The sequence below is a fragment of the Bradyrhizobium sp. CCBAU 53338 genome (genome assembly GCF_015291665.1).
Classification (GTDB): domain Bacteria; phylum Pseudomonadota; class Alphaproteobacteria; order Rhizobiales; family Xanthobacteraceae; genus Bradyrhizobium.
In genome coordinates this window covers 5,905,259-5,923,909 of sequence record NZ_CP030048.1, presented here as the reverse complement: position 1 = coordinate 5,923,909, position 18,651 = coordinate 5,905,259, and the positions used below count along the sequence as shown (strand labels likewise).

Annotated in this window: 14 protein-coding genes; 7 read left to right on the top strand and 7 right to left on the bottom strand. The window is 59.8% G+C overall.

Annotated elements, in window-relative coordinates:
• Positions 1–152 precede the first annotated feature (152 nt).
• The 3 genes from XH90_RS27715 to XH90_RS27705 all read right to left on the bottom strand — a co-directional run bounded on the left by XH90_RS27715 (position 153) and on the right by XH90_RS27705 (position 6,301).
• Positions 153–1,112 (bottom strand): polysaccharide biosynthesis/export family protein, encoded by a 960-nt coding sequence (locus XH90_RS27715; protein ID WP_246755604.1) that lies wholly within the window; start codon positions 1,110–1,112, stop codon positions 153–155.
• 357 nt (positions 1,113–1,469) lie between these two features.
• Entirely contained in the window at positions 1,470–2,606 is a 1,137-nt protein-coding gene (locus XH90_RS27710) for a glycosyltransferase family 4 protein (protein ID WP_194477462.1), read from the bottom strand.
• 326 nt (positions 2,607–2,932) lie between these two features.
• Positions 2,933–6,301, bottom strand: coding sequence for an RHS repeat protein (locus XH90_RS27705; RefSeq protein WP_194477461.1), 3,369 nt, complete (start codon positions 6,299–6,301; stop codon positions 2,933–2,935).
• Positions 6,302–6,943: 642 nt separating this feature from the next.
• On the opposite strand from XH90_RS27705, the gene XH90_RS27700 reads away from it, so the two are divergent.
• On the top strand, positions 6,944–7,477 hold the full coding sequence (locus XH90_RS27700) for a serine O-acetyltransferase (RefSeq protein WP_194477460.1): 534 nt from the start codon (positions 6,944–6,946) through the stop codon (positions 7,475–7,477).
• A gap of 25 nt (positions 7,478–7,502) precedes the next feature.
• On the opposite strand, the gene epsC is transcribed toward XH90_RS27700, so the two are convergent.
• From epsC to XH90_RS27680, 4 genes are all read right to left on the bottom strand, one after another.
• Entirely contained in the window at positions 7,503–8,099 is a 597-nt protein-coding gene (epsC, locus tag XH90_RS39705) for a serine O-acetyltransferase EpsC (protein WP_305853143.1), read from the bottom strand.
• Positions 8,100–8,180: 81 nt separating this feature from the next.
• Positions 8,181–9,473 carry a lipopolysaccharide biosynthesis protein gene (locus tag XH90_RS27690; RefSeq protein ID WP_194477458.1) on the bottom strand — a complete coding sequence of 431 codons (1,293 nt, stop codon included), beginning with the start codon at positions 9,471–9,473 and terminating at the stop codon, positions 8,181–8,183.
• A 99-nt stretch (positions 9,474–9,572) separates the two neighbouring features.
• Positions 9,573–10,682, bottom strand: coding sequence for an acyltransferase (locus tag XH90_RS27685; protein ID WP_194477457.1), 1,110 nt, complete (start codon positions 10,680–10,682; stop codon positions 9,573–9,575).
• A complete protein-coding gene (locus XH90_RS27680) occupies positions 10,682–12,118 on the bottom strand; it encodes a hypothetical protein (RefSeq protein ID WP_246755603.1) in 1,437 nt (478 codons plus the stop codon). The genes XH90_RS27685 and XH90_RS27680 overlap by 1 nt, the downstream gene beginning before the upstream one ends.
• A 41-nt stretch (positions 12,119–12,159) precedes the next feature.
• On the opposite strand from XH90_RS27680, the gene XH90_RS27675 reads away from it, so the two are divergent.
• The 6 genes from XH90_RS27675 to XH90_RS27650 all read left to right on the top strand — a co-directional run bounded on the left by XH90_RS27675 (position 12,160) and on the right by XH90_RS27650 (position 18,610).
• Positions 12,160–13,521, top strand: coding sequence for an O-antigen ligase (locus XH90_RS27675; protein WP_210348703.1), 1,362 nt, complete (start codon positions 12,160–12,162; stop codon positions 13,519–13,521).
• Positions 13,522–13,599: 78 nt separating this feature from the next.
• Positions 13,600–14,232, top strand: coding sequence for a hypothetical protein (locus tag XH90_RS27670; protein ID WP_194477455.1), 633 nt, complete (start codon positions 13,600–13,602; stop codon positions 14,230–14,232).
• Between the two features lie 96 nt (positions 14,233–14,328).
• The gene (locus tag XH90_RS27665; RefSeq protein ID WP_246755904.1) at positions 14,329–14,955 is read left to right on the top strand and encodes a transglutaminase-like cysteine peptidase; all 627 of its coding nucleotides are present in this window, start codon (positions 14,329–14,331) and stop codon (positions 14,953–14,955) included.
• A gap of 141 nt (positions 14,956–15,096) precedes the next feature.
• Positions 15,097–15,627: a hypothetical protein gene (locus XH90_RS27660; protein WP_194477454.1), complete on the top strand. Its 531-nt coding sequence runs from the start codon at positions 15,097–15,099 to the stop codon at positions 15,625–15,627.
• 9 nt (positions 15,628–15,636) lie between these two features.
• Positions 15,637–17,847: an AAA family ATPase gene (locus XH90_RS27655; RefSeq protein ID WP_194477453.1), complete on the top strand. Its 2,211-nt coding sequence runs from the start codon at positions 15,637–15,639 to the stop codon at positions 17,845–17,847.
• A 25-nt stretch (positions 17,848–17,872) separates the two neighbouring features.
• A complete protein-coding gene (locus tag XH90_RS27650; protein WP_194477452.1) occupies positions 17,873–18,610 on the top strand; it encodes a hypothetical protein in 738 nt (245 codons plus the stop codon).
• Positions 18,611–18,651 lie beyond the last annotated feature (41 nt).

The window sequence follows — 18,651 nt, the reverse complement described above, 5'->3', positions numbered from 1 at the left end:
CTTGCAGTATCCAGGCCAAATACCCGGCATACATCCAAGTCAAAACGAAACCGCTGCAGCGAGGGCCGCGAACAACTCAGGAGATGTTGCAGTGATGGGCAGCGCTGCAAATTGCAGCGCTGCGTGCCGGTTTCATCCAGCGTGAACCGCGGTTATCGCGTCAGTGTCTGGATGTTCACAGCCGTATCGGTTCCGGCGATCATCAGACTGAAGAATTTGAGCAACTCGGTGCTCGGAGATTCCGATACGACGATGGCGTCATGATCCCGGATCTGGAACGAGTCGGCAAAGAACATTCCGTCCGGCTTGCTCCAGTCGAAATTGTACACGGTGGGCACCAGTTCGCCCTTGAAGCGCTCGACATCGATGCCTGCCGACTTCAGGAGGTTTTTGGGCTCAAGCCGCAAGACGTAAACCGACGGTGAGTTTGCCCGGGTTCCATCCAGGCCGCCCGCCTTTGCGATCGCTTCGGCGAGGGTCATCGTGTCGTTTTCGAACGTGAACCTGCGATTGTTCGTTCCGCCGATGGAGCCGGGCGACGGTGTCGAGCCGAACACCATGAAAATCCGGGGTTCGCGCGACAGATAGACGACGTCTCCTGGCGCAAGGAAGGCGTCTTCCTCGGGATGCCGGACGATCGAGCTCATCGACTCGACGAAGGTTCGGCCTCCGCGCTTGATTCTGACCTTCGTTTCCCATGCAGGATTTTTCGGGCCGCCAGCGCGCGCGATTGCCCCGAGAACGCGAATGCCGCCTGGATCGACCGGGAACCGCAGCGGTGCATTGGCTTCGCCGAGGACGCTGATTTGATTTCCGCGCTGTTCGACGACCGAGACGACGGCCTGCGGATCGATGGCGCGGTTCTTGATGCGCTCTCGTATGATATCGCCGACGGCGCGGGCGGTGAGCCCGGCGACCTTGATTGAGCCCGCATACGGAATTGTGATGTTTCCGGACTGATCGACCTGCTGACGAGGTACGTCAACGAAGTTGCCCGGTCTTACGCTGGCTTCCCGGGGAATGAACAATCCGCCGGACTGCGCCTCGAAGATCGTTACAGCGACGATGTCGCCCACGCCGATCGTGATGTCCTTGTAGTTGCCGCCCGGCAACTTGCTGAACGAGCCGCCGCCGCGATCGCTGACGGAATTTGCCCACTTCAGGATCGCAGGATCAACGGCAAGCACGGCGTATGGGAGCGGCGGGCTCGGTGCCGTCGTCAGCGCTGCATTGGTAACGATCGCGGCGCTGTTGGGTGCATCTTGCGGCGTGATTCCTCCGCAGCCTGCAAGACAGAGGGTCGAGACAAGAAGCGCGGGTGATACTCTTAGAAATGACTGTAACAAAGCGCATCCTACTCTGAATTCCCGCCCAAATACTTCTTAGCAGGTGCGAGAATACGGACCAACGCTCGGTCATCCCGACCAAGAAGATTCGACCAGCGTTGTTGCTTTTGAGCCACGTGCTTATCAGAGCGCCAATTTTGGCAGTCGTTTCGAGGTTAACCTCAGCACGTTTGCATAAACCTTGAGCAGCTGTTCATGCGTTCGATTGACGCTGAACATGGAAATGAAACGCTGATAGCCGGCCTCTCCAAGCGCCGGCAGATCAATTCGCGCAGCTTCTTTCAATCCCATCACGAGGGCCTGGGGCCCAACGGGATCGCAAATCAATCCCGTGGTTCCGTTCTCGACGATTTCAGGCAGGGCTCCTGCGCGAAATGCCAAAATTGGCTTGTGCGCCCGCATCGCTTCGATCGCGACAAAGCCGAATGCCTCCCAACGTGACGGAATGACGACAATGTCCGCCAGGTTGAGCTGCGCCTCGATGCTCGTGCGTGCAAGCCAGCCGAGCAGTGTAACGTTTGGAGGCAGGGTGTGATCGCCTTCCTCGCTGACGACTGCCGATCCGATCATTCGGACGTCGATCGTGCTATCGAGTTCCTCGGCGGCCTCGATGAGGAAGTCATAGCCCTTCTGGCGATCGAGGCGCCCGATGAAAAGCACCTTCAGCTTCGGCGTGTTCCAGTTAAGTGTCCTGGGATCGGCACTCAGGCGCTCATTGCGCATGCCGCTGAGAACGAGATTGAGTTTCTCCTCCGGGATGCCGGCCTCGCGCGCGGCGGCGAATTCGTTCCTCGATATGCAAATGATCCGGTCTGTGACTTTGGCGAGCGACCATTCCGCCAGCTTTGCGACATAATTGCTCAACCAAGACGTGTCGCGCGAGAAGGCCCAGCCGTGAGGACAGTAGACCACCGCGGGCCGTTTCCGGACGAGCATCAACATGATGCGCACGATTATGCCAGCAAGCGTGGAATGAACGTGCACGATGTCCGGTCGAGTGGCGCGGACTTGTTGCATCGTCTCCAGAGCGAGCCGCATCAGGCTGGTCAAGTTGCGGCCCGAGCGATCGAAAGGGACGATGTTCGCGTCGGAGATTCCGATCAGATCGTCCCTATGATCCGATGGAACGAGATAATGCACGTTCTCCTGGCCGAAGGTCTGGCATTGAAGGGAGTGCAGTTCGTTGAAATAGGTCGCGATTCCACCACGAACCGTTTCGGCAACATGGACTATTCTCAGCCCCGAGAATTCATGCGTCATTCGAAAAGTGGCTTGATAGAGACATACTAATCCACATAACACTCAGGTTCCGACCATATTCCGCATTTGCGTTCACACGCAAGGCGATAGCGCGAACCTCTTGTTGTCAGGCCCAACCAAAATTGAAATTTGTGGCAATTCATGGCCGCGATGGATTTTCCGTGATCTGCTTTTCTCGCCCCTGGCCAAATTTTCGTGGGCGGGCAAGCCACGGTGCGTCGTCTCGCGGCAGACGGCGCCCATATTTTGCCCGCAATGCGGATATGGGTGCCTCGCGGTGGGTGGGCGCCGCCGAAAGTGCAGACGAAGCCTGCGCCGCAGTCAGCTCACACGAACAGGAAGTTGTCGTGCGTCAGCTGAGCTGCATTGACGTGCGAGAGCAGGATCGATCCAGCGTCGTCCGGATGAACCAGCGCGTCGGCTCCAGCCTGGGTGATGCTCAGATGGCTGTAGTCTGCAGCCAGCGACCGGGAAATCTCGATGACATCGTGATCCGCCGTCGCTCCCGAGTGAAAGTTCTGGATCTGGTCGTTGCCGCGGTCAAACACGAAGGTGGTCGAACCGGCCGACGTAAACACGTCGTTTCCGGTCCCGCCCCGAAGTGTCACGCCGGCGACGTTTGCGGTCTCCACATGCGTGCCGTCGGTCTTGAGCAGGTCCGTCTTCTGCAGCACGCCAGCCGCGGAGTAGGCCTTGTCCTGTACGCCGCTCGACAGGAAAGTGAAGACGTCCCTGGCTCCGGTGGTCTGCGTAACGACCTCGGATCCGATGACGCCTTTGGCGTCATAGTATGTCGCGGTCGTGGTGCCGTCGGAGGCGGTCGCAAACGTGTAGTCGAGCGTACCGTCGGCATGGGTGCGCGTAGCCGACGTGAGTGTTCCTGCAGCGTCCGCGTGCTGGACGATATCGACGTATGATTGTCCGACGACGCCGTAAGCATAGTTGTCCTGACTGTGATCCGCGTTCAGGACGTACATTTTCGTTTTCACGCCGTCCACGAACAGGGACGTCGAAGAGGAGCCGTCGGCGTTCCTGACGACGTCCTGCGTGAGCTGACCGGCGGCGTTGAACGAGTCGCTGATCGTCGAGCCGTCGGAATGGGTGATCGTCTGAGCGAGCTTCGTCCCATGCGCGTCATATTGAGTGCTGGTCTTGGTTCCGTCCGCACCGAGGACCTGGGTGTATTCCGGGGAGCCGTCGGCATGCGTACGCATGACGGAGGTCAGCTGGCCTGCGGCACTGACGTGTTGCACGATGTTGACGTAGGCCTGGCCGGTCACGTTGTAGGCGTAATTATCCTGGCTGTGGTCGGCATAGGCGACATACATCTTCGTCTTGACGCCGCCGGAGAACAGCGACGTCGACGTTGAGCCATCGGCGCCAGCGACCAGTTCGCTGACGAGCGTGCCCTTCGCGTCATAGGTGTCGGTCATGCTGATGCCGCCCAGCATCGTGGACTTTTCGGCGTAACTTCCATCCGCGTGAAAGCGTTCGAACAGCGTCAGGTTGCCCGCAGCGTCGAAATGGCTGTGTTCGGATGCGTAGGACTTCTGCTGGATATTCAGCGCATAGATGTCCTTCGTTCCGTCGGTGTGCGTCACTGCCTGCGCGACCTTCACGCCTTTCGCGTCGTAGTCTGCCGAGACGATGGTGCCGTCCGAGTTGTGGGTCTCGGTGTAGGCCAGCGTTCCGTCGGCATAGTTGCGGATGACCGACGACACCGATCCGGTTGCATCCACGTGCTGGACTTCCGAGGCGTAGCTCTGGCCCTTGATGTTGAAGAAGGAGTTGTCATTGCTGTGATCGGAGTTGGTGACGAAGGCCGCCGTCTTCACGCCGTTGGTGAACAGCGTCGTGCTCGAGGAGCCGTCCGCGCTGGTGCTGGTCTCCGAGACGAGCGTACCGGAAGAATTGAAGCGATCGTCGACCGTGCTTCCATCGGCGCCGATATACGTCTTCTCGACGACGGCCCCGGATGCGTTGCTGTACGTGACCATCGTTACGTAGGATTTCCCGGTGATCCCGTAAACGGTGACGTCCTTGGATCCATCGGGGTGCGTGACCGTGGTCTGCGTCTTGACGCCGTTGGCAAAGTTCGAGGCTGCGGTCGTGCCGTCGGCAAAGGTGACGAGATCGTACGCGGTCAGGCCATTCTGGTAGGCTGTCTGGTCGGTCGATGTGAGCTTGCCGGTCGAGTCGTAGTTTTCGGTGAGGCTCCAGGTGGAGGCCGAGGTCGTCACGGCGAACGAATATCCGCCCTTGATCGTGGACAGCACGCCCGCGTAGTGCGAGATCATGTAATCCATCGTCGCCTTCGACGATACAGTCAGGACGTGGCTGTCGGTCAGCGTGATGGACTTTACGGTTCCGGCCGCATTGAGGTCCGACAGATCGGCCACGACCGCCGCCGAGGTGGCGACAACGTCGGTTGCGCCGACCGGCGTGGTTGTCGATGCAGTCGGCGCGTCGATCTCGATGATGAGCGGGTGGTCGCTGATGGGAAGCGTAAAATCCTGGACGTTGGTGTAGGTCGCGATTGGCTTGCTGGTGTTCAGCGGATCGTAGACCGTGACAGTCTTGTGCACGCTGCCGAGGTGGACCTTCGCCTGCGTCGTCGGATTGGAGATTTCCGCGTCCTTTGAATCGTTCCAGAGTTGCGGCTCGGCCCAGACGACAAGCTCGTACGCGCCGTTGCTCTTGGCGAGGACCATGCTGTTGCCGCTCGTCGGCAGGTTGTCGATCGTGTAGGCGAGCGGCGCCGTCGGCGTGCGGTCGCCGCTCCCGTCGTCGGCGAGAATGGTCGTGAGATTGTGAACCGCCACCGCCGCCAGCTTCGGGGTGCCGTCGGCGTTGAACAGGCCGAAATGTCCCTCCGGGTCGGAACTGCTGCCGTGGTCGAGCAACTCGTACAGGTAGGTCTTGCTGACGCCGTCCCTGAAGGCATCGACCAGGGAATTCAGGATCGACTTGGCTTGCACGAGCTGGTCAACGCCGAGGCCGGTGTAGCTCGCAAGCGTCGTGTAGCCGGTCTCGGTGATGACGGAGGGGTTACCGGGCGAGCTGCTGGCGGCAACGTTGACGCCATACTGAATGCCGTAGTTCTCGGGTGTCGACGTTGCGACATAGGCGTGGGACGTCGAATAGTCGGAGTATTTGGAGAGGTCGCCGAGCTTGGCGTAGGCGGCCGAGTCGTTCAGGCCCAGGGTCAGATTGTAAACGGAGACACCGCCGAGATGTGCGTCGGCCTTGATCGCGGTGTAGAGGTCCTTCTGAAACTGGGCTGCAGCGGCCATCGACGAACTGCCGTGGTAGCTGAAGGCCTGGATGTTTGCTTCGTTGAGCCCCTCGATTGCCACGATGCTGTTCGGATACTTCGCGACGAAGCCGTCTAGCGATGCGATGAATTGCGCAATTCCGGCTGCGCCGGACGCCGGCAGATCGGACGAGACTACGAAGTCGAACTTCACGCCGGCGGCGGCGAGAGCGTTGACCACGGGGGTTGCGTTCGGATCCGTAGGGAGCGCGTCACGGATCGTGGTGACGCCGAGATAATGCAAGTCGTCGAGGATCAAGCTCGAGTTGCCGTAAGAAGCGTAGGCGGATGAGCTCGAATAGGCCGAGTGAGCGTTGACGGCGATCGAGGCGACAAAGGCCTGAGCCGAGAGAATTGTGGAGGAGGTGCTGGACGTTGCCATCGTGACGTCATTCCAAACGTGAGTGTTTCGTGGTGTGTCTCACGCAAGTTGGAATATTTCGTGCTTGCACAATCTAAAATTTGTGTCGTCACGTGCTTGAAACCGGAACTGTTGTCGTTGCCCTCGGGGGCGGCGCGCAGCTTCAGCGCGATGATTGCCTTTGTCGTAATCAGCTTCGCCGTCAGCGCGCGACGAAAGACCAGTTCCTCCGTAGAACTCCGGATGCATTCGTTTGCTTCTGCTGAATTGCGTGGCAGCGTGGTCGATGGATGGACGTTGTTAGCTTGTCGCGAACCATGCTGCCGAGATCGTCGTCGGACGAAGGAGTGCGATTACTAACGAGTCGTTTAGAACGCTCCGGTCGGATCCGCGAACGTATTCGCCGAAGCGTCGCCGGTGAGAGGCGCCCTCAATTCTGGCAAGTCATCTCAGGCAGGTCATTCGCCGGCTGGCTCAGGGCGCGAGGAGCTTTCTGCCGATTTGGTTCGAGATGATAAGAGCGGGACCCGCCGTGGATTGGTTACGAAGTACGCTATAAACATGGCAAACGACGATGCTACAGGGTACTCGTGACCGGTCGCGGCGTGTTAAGAGCGCCCAGGAACTCGTTGCATCCGTCGAACGAGGAGAATGAGGCTACGAATGAGCACTTGGAGGCGAGATCTCTCGCGAAATGCCGGGCGCAAGGGTTGGCTGGGAGGGGCGATCGCGCTCGTCACATCGCCTGGTTTCTGCGTCGTCATCCGCGCGCGGCTCGCGATGTCGCTGAATCGCGGCGGCAAGATCGCCAGAGTTTTGTCACGGCTTGTTTGGCGAGGGACGGTCACGTCGTATGGATGTTACATTGCAGTCACGGCCCGGCTGGGTTCCGGGCTATGTCTGCCGCATCCGATTGGCGTCGTCATAGGTGAGGGGAGCGTGATCGGGAACGATGTGACGATCTATCAGGGCGTGACGCTTGGCCGCATTTCGCAGGACGTCGCGGCATACCCTACGATCGAAGACGGAGCGGTGATCTATACTGGCGCAACGGTGCTGGGTGGGATCAGGATTGGACGTAATGCCGTCGTTGCGGCCCATTCCGTCGTTCTTATCGATGTTCCCGATCATGCGTGCGCGGCGGGAGCTCCCGCGCGGATCGTCGGAGCGGACAATTCAACGGCCAAGGCCGGTTGAGCCGCGCACCGCGCGTCTCGCAATCCTAAGCGACCTGCGATTTAGCGTCCTGCAATTCGTCTTTAGCGTCGATCGCAGCGTCGGCTCGCCGCAGGATTTTGGCCGGAGCGCCGATCGCCACGGAATCGGGCGGGACGTCCTTCAGGACGACGGAGTTGGCGCCGATGGTTGCTCCGCTGCCGATCGTGATATCTCCAACCACGACGCAGCCTGCCATCAAAGAGGCGCCATCATCGATCCGAGGGCGTCCTCGATCCGTGTGGTCCTTTCGGCCGATCGTGATGTGTTGCAGCAATGTGACTCGCTTTCCGATGTCGCAGGCGCCGACGACGATTCCGTACGGATGTGGGACGTAAAGTCCTCCATCCACGCTCGCAGCCATCGCGATCTCTGATCCAAAGAGGAGGCACGAGGCCCACCAGGCGATGCGGCGCAGGAGCCTTCCGACGAGCGGAATCCGAAACAGTGCCTCCTGGATGCGCAAAGCCAGCACAAACTGAAATCCCGGGGTCAGCAGGAACATGCGCGCTGCAAAGGCGGCGCTGACGCCGGTGTGTTCCCGCAGGGCGTAATGCGCCAGATCTTCCCTGATCTTGTCGGCGATTTTCGTCGTTTGAGTCATGGAGAGTTGCTCCGCGATGCGGCACCGGCTGCCGGCAAGCTTAGGGTCTTTCCTTTGCCGCGCAAGGCTGTTCGACCGGCGTCAGGCATGGTCACCGGGGTCGGGCGACGCAGTGGGCCGAAGCAGGCCCGCAAGCAGCCAGATCCGCATCAGCAGAAGGATGACCGCAGTGGTGAAGATCGCCACGCCTGCGCCAGAGAGGCCATAAAGAGCGACGCCGAGACAGGTCATGCCGGTCGAGAGAAAGACCCCGATGATATTGATGGCGGCATACGAAGTATCCTTTTGCGTGCTCAGCATTGCGACGTTTCCCAGATCCGAACACGCACGCAGAACGGAAGCGGCAAGAAGCAGCAGGAAGAGGCCGTGATGTTCGCTCAGGCCCCGCATCGACATGTAGTGCAGCGCGACTTCGCTCGCCGCGAAAATCACCAGTGCCATTCCGACGGAAATCGAGATCACCTTGTAGAACTCGATCGTGATTGCATTTTTCCAGGCGTGGCGATCTTCACTCGAGAAGGCTTTCACCAGGGTCGGCAGGGCTGTTTGGACGACAGCTGTAGAGACCAGCGTCTGCAACGAATTGCTGAGCGACCAGAAGAAGGTGTAGATGCCGGTTGCAGACAGCCCCAGGAAAATTCCGACGATATATCGATCGAGGTACATCAATCCCACGAGGCTGACGTCGCTGACATAGATGTGCCAGGATCGTCGAAGCCGGTTGACGATCCAGCCGAAATCGATTTGTGAGCTGATTATCCCTCCCACACCCCATTGCCGCGCCATGACGCCGAGCAGGACGAGCGCCAGCACGTCGGCGACGATCCACGCCGACAGCAGCGCTTCCATCGAGCGGAATTGTGGGAAGGCCAGGCCGAGACCAACGATGAAGGGGACCCAGGCGGCGGAACGTATGAACACGAGAACGTTCGCTTCCACGGCCTTGCCCAGGCCGATCAACGGCAGGTGCAAGTCGAGCGCAATTGTCTCGAGCCAGGCAAGGATGGCGATCAAGACAAAGAGAGGGGCACTGGTTCGTTGCGTGAAGAAGGAGAACAGGATCATCGCCACCGTCGCCAATGTCAGCGAGACGATTGTGATGAACAGGCGATTTCGAATCCGCAAGGCTGCCTGGGACGGAGACATGCCGACCACCTCGCGGGCTACGAAATAGTTCAGCCCCCAACCGATCAGCGCCGGCGTGATGCCCGTCACGCCGACCGTGAGCCCGTAGACGCCGGCCGCGTCGTAACCGAGATATTTGATGACATAGAACGAGAGTAGGAAACGGAGCCCAAGCGTTGCGGATCGAATGAGGACATTCGTCAGGGCAACCAGTTTTCGTGGAATACGCATTGTCAGGACCGTCATCATCCGCGATCGCGAAGGCGAAGCATATCGTGCAATGCCTGTCAAAGGTGAGGGAGCGACGAACGTTGCAGAAGTGCCGCCGCCAGAATTTCATTCGGGCGGCTAGTCATTCCGCGCTTCGGCGAGGGATCTTCGCTTGGAGTCTCCGAGCAATGCCGCGACGGCATGTCTCATTCGAACCTCGATCAGTTCGTACGTAATGGTCGACGCCACGAATGAGAGGGGCAAGCCGACGATCACGAATATCGGCCATACCGCCCACGGTGAATATCCATGCGCAACGAGTTTGCTCCCGATGACCTGGAGCGGATAGAGCGCAAAGGGATGTACGAGGTAGAGGCTGTAGCTGATCTTGCCGACGAATTGCGGCGCAGTCTTCGACAGCAGCTGCGCGATGGCCGAGTCCGGGTTCAACACGGTCGAAAACAGGAGGAACGCCGGGATCAACCCTGCGAACGGATGTACATACTCCATCATCGCGTACATCAATGCCAGGCAGGCGACGCTGAATATCAGCCCGGGCAGGCCCTGTGCCCTGATGCGCAGTTCGATCGCCCCGAGAACGAGACCGATCAGGAAATAAGCGGTGATGGGGAAATAGAACATGGCGGCGCAGCCTGCGACGACCACGAGCGCCGTGATTGGCCGCGAGCGCGGAGCGAAATAGAAGGCAACGGCAAACCAGATATAGAAGGCCCACTCATAGGTAAGCGTCCAGGCGTTCTGCTGCCCAAGAGGGAGATTGAGGATGTCCGGAAGGAAGAACAGGTTGGCGAAGAAAATCTTCAGATAGTTCAGCGCGTCGATGTCCTTGAAGAATTTGTATCCGACCAGCGGGCCAATGGCGAACAGGATGAGGTGGAAGGTGACGAACACCGGCAGGATGCGCAGGCATCGGTCGTAGAAGAATTTCGAGATCAGCTTGTGCCGCACCAAACTCGCCGGAATCAGGTAGCCGCTGATCATGAAGAACACCTCGACCCCGCGGCCGAAGGTTCCCACGGTCGCGTTCAGCCACGACGGCACGGCCGGAAGGAATCCTGCCAGCATCGGCATGTCATAGAGGTGAACGAGCAGTACGCTCAACGCGGCGAGGCCGCGCAAGCCTTGAATAGAGGGCTCGAACTGCGTCGTACGGGTGCGATGGGCCCCCTCGGGAAATGTCGCCGTGACGGGACCTGCCCGCTCGTCGGGCAATCTGGAGAGGTTCATCACCCGCTCGCTGCCCTCAGAAGCGGCTGCCGTCCGATCGCATTGGATTCGGCGCTGAACGGGCGGGACTTGAGTTTCGCGCCGAACACCTCGCTGAAGCCCATGGTGATGACCAGGAGGCCACTGGCGGGTCCGTAGCCCAGAACCGTAATGGTGTAGAAGTTCATGACGAAGACTACGGTGAGCTTGTAGATGTCCCGTGTCCTCGCCACAGCCAGCATGACGAAGATCATGAAAAGCACGAAGACCGGACCGAACATCAGATACGTACCGATGTAGAAATTGTCCACGGGCACGTAGTAGCTGACCTTGTTCGAAAACAGCTGCTGGGGGTAGTTGAAGCAGCCCAATCCGCAGCCCGTGAAATAGCCGAGGGGCATGAGGTCGTTCATGTAGACGAAGGGCAGCTGCCAGCTGTTGTTGATGCGGTCCTGCAGGCTGTAGAGGCCCTTTGCGACACTCGCGAGGTTCGTGCCGCTGAACATCAGCATCAGCGCTCCGGGGATCAGAATGCACGCAAATGACCAAAGAGTGATCGATCGAAGCGCCGAAAAGCGATGCCTTTCGTTGAATGCGCGGACGAACATCAGGGCCGCGAGATAGATCGCGAGGACGCCGATCGCCGTCTTGTTCGTCGAAAGGTGGATCGCATAAAAGGCAGGTCCGGCCCACACCAGGCACCACAGCACGCTTTTTCGAATTGAGGTGAAGACGTAGGTGATCAAGACGAAGTAGGCCGCCATGGTGCTGTCGGCGGCGAACCCGGAGACGCGGCTTTCGCCGCCGGTCCACCAGAGCCGCGCGGCAGTTCGTGTCGCGCCGAAGGATTCGTACGAAAAGGCGACCCACGGCAAGCGTGTATGGGCAGACCAGAGGATGCCGAGCATGGAGGCGAAAAAGAGAAAGTAGATCAGCCTCAGGAGGAGTTTTTGATCCTTGAACTCGCGGCCGCAGAAGCAGAATCCAACGAAGGCCGGCGCAATCATCTTGATGGACGAAGCCAGTCCCTTGACTTCGCCGAGGAAGACGTAGCCCAGGAACAGGGCAAACAGCACATAGAGGAGAAAGAGAATTGCAAGAACGTTCGCTCTCTTGAAGGCGTACCTGTAGGTGAAGGCGCCGATGCAGGCGAATGCGAAGACGTCCGGGACGAACCACAGCGGGTCGAGATGAGTAAGGCTTGCGTAATACCGGACCACGCCGGCGAAGGCGTCGCGCCCGAAATAGAGGATGACCGCGAGACCTTCCAGGGTCGGAAGCGTCCAGAGCGCAGACGTCGCTTTTTGGACTTCGGGATGCGTCGTCGGTTGATCCATCGTGAAGGCTTTCGTTAAATACTTCGTGTCTTCAACGAGGGAAGTGTCTGGGGCACAAGAAGTGTCCGGGGCGCAAGGTGGTACGTGGTGTTGTTCATGCTGCGCGGCGAGCTCAACCAACCGACGGCCGATTGCATGGCCTTCAAGTAGAAACTGTTGCTGTGCACCGGATATCTCAGTTTATCGCACTTTTCGTTGTCTTGGTGGCGCCGCTGCCATTCGGCTCGGTCGAACTGATCTGGGGCTGGATTTGGACCGCGCTCCTGGTTGTCAGTCTGATGACGGCCGACCTGTCGCGCGTGTGTCGCGCAGATCTCTGGATTTTGGGCTCGACGGTCGTCATCCTGCTATTCACCTGCGCATTGGCGGTCTTTCAGATCTGGCCCGGAGTCGGTGCCGGATTCGCCGACCCGGCATGGGACGTGGCCCGGAATCTCGCCGGGCTGACGCTGCCGGATCGTCTTTCTGTCACGGCTTCAGCCCCGTGGGTGGCGTTTGGCCCTTGCCTGCTCTTTGCCCTGATGCTCGTGCGGGCCTATCTGATCGCAACGGACGAAGTGGCTGCGAGATCGCTGCTGAAGGCGACTGCATATGCCGGTTTCGCCTATGCTGTCTACGGCATCGCTGCACAGCTGCTTGCTCCCACCAGGCTCTTGTGGCGGACCAAGGAGTACTATCTCTCGTTCGCCACGGGAACGTTCGTGAATCGAAATACGGCGGCAGCCTTTTGGGGCTGCTGTGCGGTCTTGTTCCTCGGTCAATTGCTGGCACGGTCGTCCGACACATGGTTTGCCAAGCGTAGCTCCCGACACGTTCGGCATTCGCCTGTTGATCATCCCGCCGTTCTTTGCGCGGGCCTTCTTGCTTGCCTCACGGCCGTCGGCATGACGGGGTCGCGTGCCGGCGTCGTTCTCACTCTCCTTAGTCTCGCCTTCCTGACCAATCTGCATCTGATGCAATATCGAGACCAGTTGAAGCGCTACTGGCTGGTCTCCGGAACGGTGACTGTCGCTGCCATCATGGCTTTTTTTGTGATCGGTGGAATCGCAAGCAGCCGCGTCGGCATGTTCGGGCTGGGAGATCCGCGGCGGCTCGAGGTCTATCGAACGTCATTGGAGATGTTGAGGGGCCATGAACTGTTCGGTTGGGGGCTGGGCAATTTCGAGGCAGCATTTCCTGCTTTCCGGGCAGTGGATCTTGGAAGCCAGGGAATCTGGGACAAGGCGCACAGCACTCCACTCGAGATGTTGGTCTCCGCCGGCATTCCTTTGACGATCCTCGTCTGTGGTCTGGTCGTCCTGTTCTTCGGACGAATGGTCTTCGGCAGTTTCGCAAGACGACGTGACAATTATATGCCAGCCACGGGTGCCGCTGTGTTTCTGCTCGGAGCCCTGCATTCATGCGTCGATTTTTCGGTGCAAGTAACGGGCTTTGCAGTGTTATTCGCGGCGATCGCGGGATGTGGTCTGGCGCAGTCGATCTCCACGCAGCAGCGTCCGCCGCGCCAATTCACCACTTCTTAAATCTGTTCACCCCGTTGGGGAATTCGCTTATACAAATGAGACTTCTACACGTATGAAATTCGAAAAGAGGTTGCCAAAATGAAGGTTAGTGTGTGGCTGCTTTTGGTTCCCTTTTCACTCGCGCCCTCATTGTCCCACGCGGCGACTGCGGTCGACGTTTCATGCGCGCCTCTGGCCGGCGGGATGAATGCCGAGCGGGCGACACAATTTCTCGACAACCCGAGCGGCTTGCTGAGCGGTTACCCGGAGGGTGACGAGGGCAAGCTTTCGGCGACCATCCGGGACTTCGCGACGATGCGCCCTGAGACGTTGGAGGGGATCCAATCGCTGTCGAGCGCAGGCTCGCCGAGTCAGAATCGCGCAATCGGCGCGGGGCTCGGAACGGCCGCGGCGACCTGCGTCGTATCGCATCCGGCGACCGCAACGTTGATCCAGGAAGCGGTCCTCAAAACCGAGAACCGCGACCTTATTCAGTCCTTCGAAAGCATCACGGGAGATGTTCCGACCAACGCTGTTCCGGGGTCTGATCCCAACGGTGAATCGGTCGTAGGCGGCGGACGGGGGTCAGCTGCCCCTCAATCGTCGGGAGGCGTAAGTACTTCCGACACCACTACTTTTTCCGGAGCGTCAACAGCGACGACGACGACCTTTTTCGCCGCCGCATCGAGCGCTTCGACCAACACACTTGCTCCAATCAGCCCGACGAACTGAAGGCCGATCCTTCGGTTCGGTGCAATTTTACGAAATTGCGCAATCAGGCTGAGAAGTTTCGACACTACGCTCGTTCCATCGAATGTTTCGTTGGAGGTGGTGATGAAACGGCATCTGATTGCGGCTTGGCTCGTCGTTGGGCTGTCAATGCCGTGCTATGCGGCTGAGCAGGCGACGGCGCCTTCGGGGGCATTCCTGAAAGAGGCGCAGAACGTGCTGGCTCCGCTCCAGTTCGTGAAGTTCTGCATGAACAATCCCGCGGAGTGCGAGCCGAGCTCCTCGGAAGCACGGTTGCCGGCACGGGATGAGGCCCTCGCGGCGTTGGCCGAAGTCAATGCGACGGCGAACCAGAGCATTCATCCGCTGGCCAAATCCACGGACCCCATCTTGGCCCGCTGGGCGATCTCGCCGGCGTCCGGTGACTGCAATGACTATGCGGTGACCAAGCGACACATGCTCATCGCCAGGGGCTGGCCCGCGAGCGCCCTGCGTTTGGCGGTCGTCTATGCGCCGACCGGCGGCCATCTCGTGCTCGTCGCGCGGCTGCAAGACGGTGATTACATTTTGGACAATCTCGCCTCGGACGTTCGGAGGTGGGGCGGCGTCGACTATCAGTGGGTGTCGATGGAGTCGGCCGAGAATCCTCGCTTCTGGGTTTCCATTGCCAAGCAGGATCATCGCGATTTTGCCGCGCTTGGGAGCGCGAAGAACGACTCCAACTAGACAAGACACAAATCTTTTTGCAACGCACAAACACTTGCCGTATTTGTCTGTTAAGCGAGCGTTCTCGGACAGACATTGACGGTGACATCAGTTGACTTCCTGGCGTTGTGGATCCTGGTTCACCTTGGGTGAGCCCACGTAATGGCACGCTTTGTGCTTGCGTTCGTGTTCGCCGTGGTCGGTGTTTCGCCGGCCGCGGCGTCTGGCTGTTTGCCGCTTCTCTTGCGAACTCCGTCTCTGGAGCTTCGCTTGTTCGCCGACGATCCGGATCATCTATTGAAATACGCGAAGAATGATCGATCCAAGATCGAGCAGAAGGTGACCGAGTATCTGGCGAGTGATCCGGATCTTCTGCCCGCGATCAAAAAGCTGGTGCAACTCGCGCCTGACTCGAATCGCGCCGCGATCGGTCGTGGCCTTGCCCGCGCCGCGCAGCATTGCGGTCCCGTCGATCCCAAGGCCGTGCAAAGCATCATCGCCTTCACGCGAAACTTGCAGGACTCCTCCGTGAGCGCCGGCTATGGTTCGGTTGATTCTGACACGGCGCCGCAACTTCCCGTGCAAAGCGCTCCGGCAAATCAGCCCAATTCATTATTCACCGGCGAGTGGAACACCGACCTCGCCGATCCATTCGCCCCCATTCCGGTTCCTCTTGAGACCCCCCCGCGATAAAAGTGCAACATGTATCAGCCTCGCAGCAACTTTGAGCCCGGCCAGCCTCTGACGTTCCCGTTCAACACGGCCGTGCTGACGTTCGAGCGCGCGGTGGATATCGTTCGCCGGCAGTGGCCCTTGATTGCCACCGTCGTCGGCTGCTGTCTCGCTCTGGTTGTGGCGTACTCGCTGACGGCCACCCCTTACTACACGGCCTCCACCAGCATTCTGGTGGACACGCGTCAGGCGCAACTGCTGAGCAAGTCCACGGACGCCAACAGTACGCTGATCGATCCCGGCTTCGTGGAAAGCCAGGTTGAAATTCTCTCGTCCGACGACCTCGTCCGTTCGGTCGCCGATTCGATGAAGCTGACGAGCGACCCCGAGTATGTCGAAGGCAATCTGCTCTCTCACATCATCGGTGCCGTCGTGGGCGCGCTTGGACTTGCCGAGCCCGAATCCAAGGACTTCGTCAAGCGGATGGTCGTCGCCGCGATGAAGAAGAATTTGAAGGTGGAGCGGGTCGGCGTGACCTACGTTCTGACCCTGTCTTTCAAGTCCACGGACCCGGACAAGGCGGCGCGCATCGCCAACGCCCTGGCCGACCAATATATGGTCGGCGTTCTCGAGGCCAAATACCAGTCGACCAAACGGGCCAGCGAGTGGTTGCAGCGGCGCAGCGCGGAGCTGCAGCAGCAGGCCATGGATGCCGACCGTGCGGTCCAGACCTTCAAGGCCCAGAACAATATCGTCGGAACGAGCAAGGGGCTGATGAGCGAGCAGCAATTGTCCGACGTCAATACCCAGCTGATTCAGGCCCGGGCCGCCACGGCCGAGGCCAAGGCGCGCCTCGACCGGATCAATGCGATCACGGACCAGGATCTCGCCCAGCCCACGGTCACGGACGCGCTCAACAATACGGTGATCACGCGTCTGCGCGCACAATATCTTGATCTCGCGGCTCAATATGCCGACTGGTCCAGCAAGTACGGGAAGGATCACCAGGCCTCGGTCAACCTGGCTTCGCGAATGCAGGAGCTGAAGCGGGCCATCAAGGATGAAGTCAAGCGGATCGCCGATGCCTACAAGAGCGATTACGAGATTGCGCGCAGCCGAGAGAGCTCGCTTGACGGCGATCTGAACAAGCTCGTTAGCGAATCCAGCAGCGCGAGCCAGGCCCAGGTGAAGCTGCGCAATCTCGAAAGCGCCGCCGATACTTATCGTACCCTGTACAACAATTTCCTCCAGCAACTCCAGGAAGCCACGCAGAACCAGAGCTTCCCGATCAGCGAAGCGCGGATCATCAGCACGGCGCAAAAGCCGGACAAGAAGAGCTGGCCGAGGATCGGCCTGCTCCTGCTTGGCGGCCTGGTCGGCGGGCTGTGTTTCGGCGTCGGTGGCGCCGTGGCGAAGGAGCTGCTCACCGAAGTGCTGCGGACCCCCCTGGAAGTGGAGGGCGAGACTGCGCTCCAGTGCCTCGGAACGCTGCCCGAAATTCATTCGGATGGGCTGGACGGGTCTTCGGACGCCGGCGGTGCAGCCCTCGTCCGATATGCCCTTGAGCACCCGTTCTCGCGCTACGCGGAGACGCTGCGGAACGTGAAGACGGCGGTCGACCTCGCGCGATTGTCGAGAGAGACCAATGTCATCGCCATCGTCTCCTCGCTGCCGAAGGAAGGCAAGACGACGGTCGCTGCCAATCTCGCTCACCTGGCCTCGCTCACGGGACACCGCACGCTGTTGATCGACGGCGACCTGCACACGCAGGCTTTGACACGCAAGCTTGCTCCCGCTGCCAAGACCGGATTGGTCGAGGCCCTTTCGGAGCCGAACCAGTTCGAGCGGCACGTCCAGGTCGATCGCCACTCGAAGCTCAATTTCCTGCCTTCGGTCGTGCAGACGCGATTGGTGAATTCTGCCGATCTGCTCGCCTCTCCCGCGATGGCGGATTTCCTCAGGTCCGCCCGCAAGCAGTATGACTACATCTTCATGGATCTGGCCCCCGTGCTGCCGGTGACGGACGCCAAGGCGGCGGGCCATTTGATCGACGCCATCGTCTACGTCGTCGAATGGGGCAAGACGCGCCGGGCGGCGGTCCACGAGTCCCTCACGGACCTGGAAGTCTTCAAGAGCAAGATCGTCGGAATCGTTCTCAATAGAGCCAATCCGAAAACGCTGAAGCGGATCGAGTCGTATAAGGGGCGGCATTACTCTGACTACTACATTGAGCAGAGCTGACGCATCGCGTGTTGCGCGGCGGCCGGTGGTGATCTCGGCCGCTGTTCTCAATGCCGTCCTCGTGGTGATCGCGCTGGCCTGGCTGACATCGGTCGCAACCTATACGTTCCGGCCGACTTTGCAGGATATTGCCTCGCATCTGATGCGCGGCGAGCGCTACGACAGTGCGGCGCTCGACCAGATCGTGAGCCGTGTCGGCAGCGACGCGGGCTGGTTCTGCGACCCGAAGCTGAGGCGCAATGTGCTCTTGATCCGGCTGCGGCTGTTGAGCAATGCCTTCGAAGCTGGCGACGCGGCGGCCATGGATCTGAGGCTGCCGGACGTCACGGATGCGGCCAAGCGGCTGATCGCCTGCTCACCTGCGGAATCGATCGGCTGGCTGGCGCTCTATTGGGCGGAAACTCGCACGCTCGGCTTCGGTCCAAGCGCCATTTCCTATTTGACCCAATCCTACGCTCTTGCGCCACACGAGATGTGGGTGCAACTTTTCCGCGCGCCTCTTGCGTTGCGGGCGTACAACTTCTTGCCTGAAAAGCTCAGGCAACAGACGCTCGATGACTTCGTCGATATTGTCGGCGCCCGACAGCTTCCTACAGCCGTTGTGATCTATCAGGCTGCGCCGGTGGCGACGCGGGTGTTGTTGCTGGACAAGATGTGTTCCCAGCCGGAGGAAGTGCGGCTGGTATTTCGCCGGTTCGCTCAGGATCGCGGACTTTCGATTTCGCATCCCTGCTTTCCCGTTTCCGCAAACCAGCGCAGCTGATCGCGAATGCCGGCAGCATGATTTCCGCGGCTCGGTTCGTG

What these genes read in the sequence shown, in the direction of transcription:
- XH90_RS27670 (WP_194477455.1), top strand. Translation starts at nt 13,600, where the DNA reads ATGAAGGTTAGTGTGTGGCTGCTTTTGGTTCCCTTTTCACTCGCGCCC.
- XH90_RS27690 (WP_194477458.1), bottom strand. Translation starts at nt 9,473, where the DNA reads ATGATGACGGTCCTGACAATGCGTATTCCACGAAAACTGGTTGCCCTG.
- XH90_RS27655 (WP_194477453.1), top strand. Translation starts at nt 15,637, where the DNA reads ATGTATCAGCCTCGCAGCAACTTTGAGCCCGGCCAGCCTCTGACGTTC.
- XH90_RS27705 (WP_194477461.1), bottom strand. Translation starts at nt 6,301, where the DNA reads ATGGCAACGTCCAGCACCTCCTCCACAATTCTCTCGGCTCAGGCCTTT.
- XH90_RS27685 (WP_194477457.1), bottom strand. Translation starts at nt 10,682, where the DNA reads ATGAACCTCTCCAGATTGCCCGACGAGCGGGCAGGTCCCGTCACGGCG.
- XH90_RS27660 (WP_194477454.1), top strand. Translation starts at nt 15,097, where the DNA reads ATGGCACGCTTTGTGCTTGCGTTCGTGTTCGCCGTGGTCGGTGTTTCG.
- XH90_RS27700 (WP_194477460.1), top strand. Translation starts at nt 6,944, where the DNA reads ATGAGCACTTGGAGGCGAGATCTCTCGCGAAATGCCGGGCGCAAGGGT.
- XH90_RS27710 (WP_194477462.1), bottom strand. Translation starts at nt 2,606, where the DNA reads ATGACGCATGAATTCTCGGGGCTGAGAATAGTCCATGTTGCCGAAACG.
- epsC (WP_305853143.1), bottom strand. Translation starts at nt 8,099, where the DNA reads ATGACTCAAACGACGAAAATCGCCGACAAGATCAGGGAAGATCTGGCG.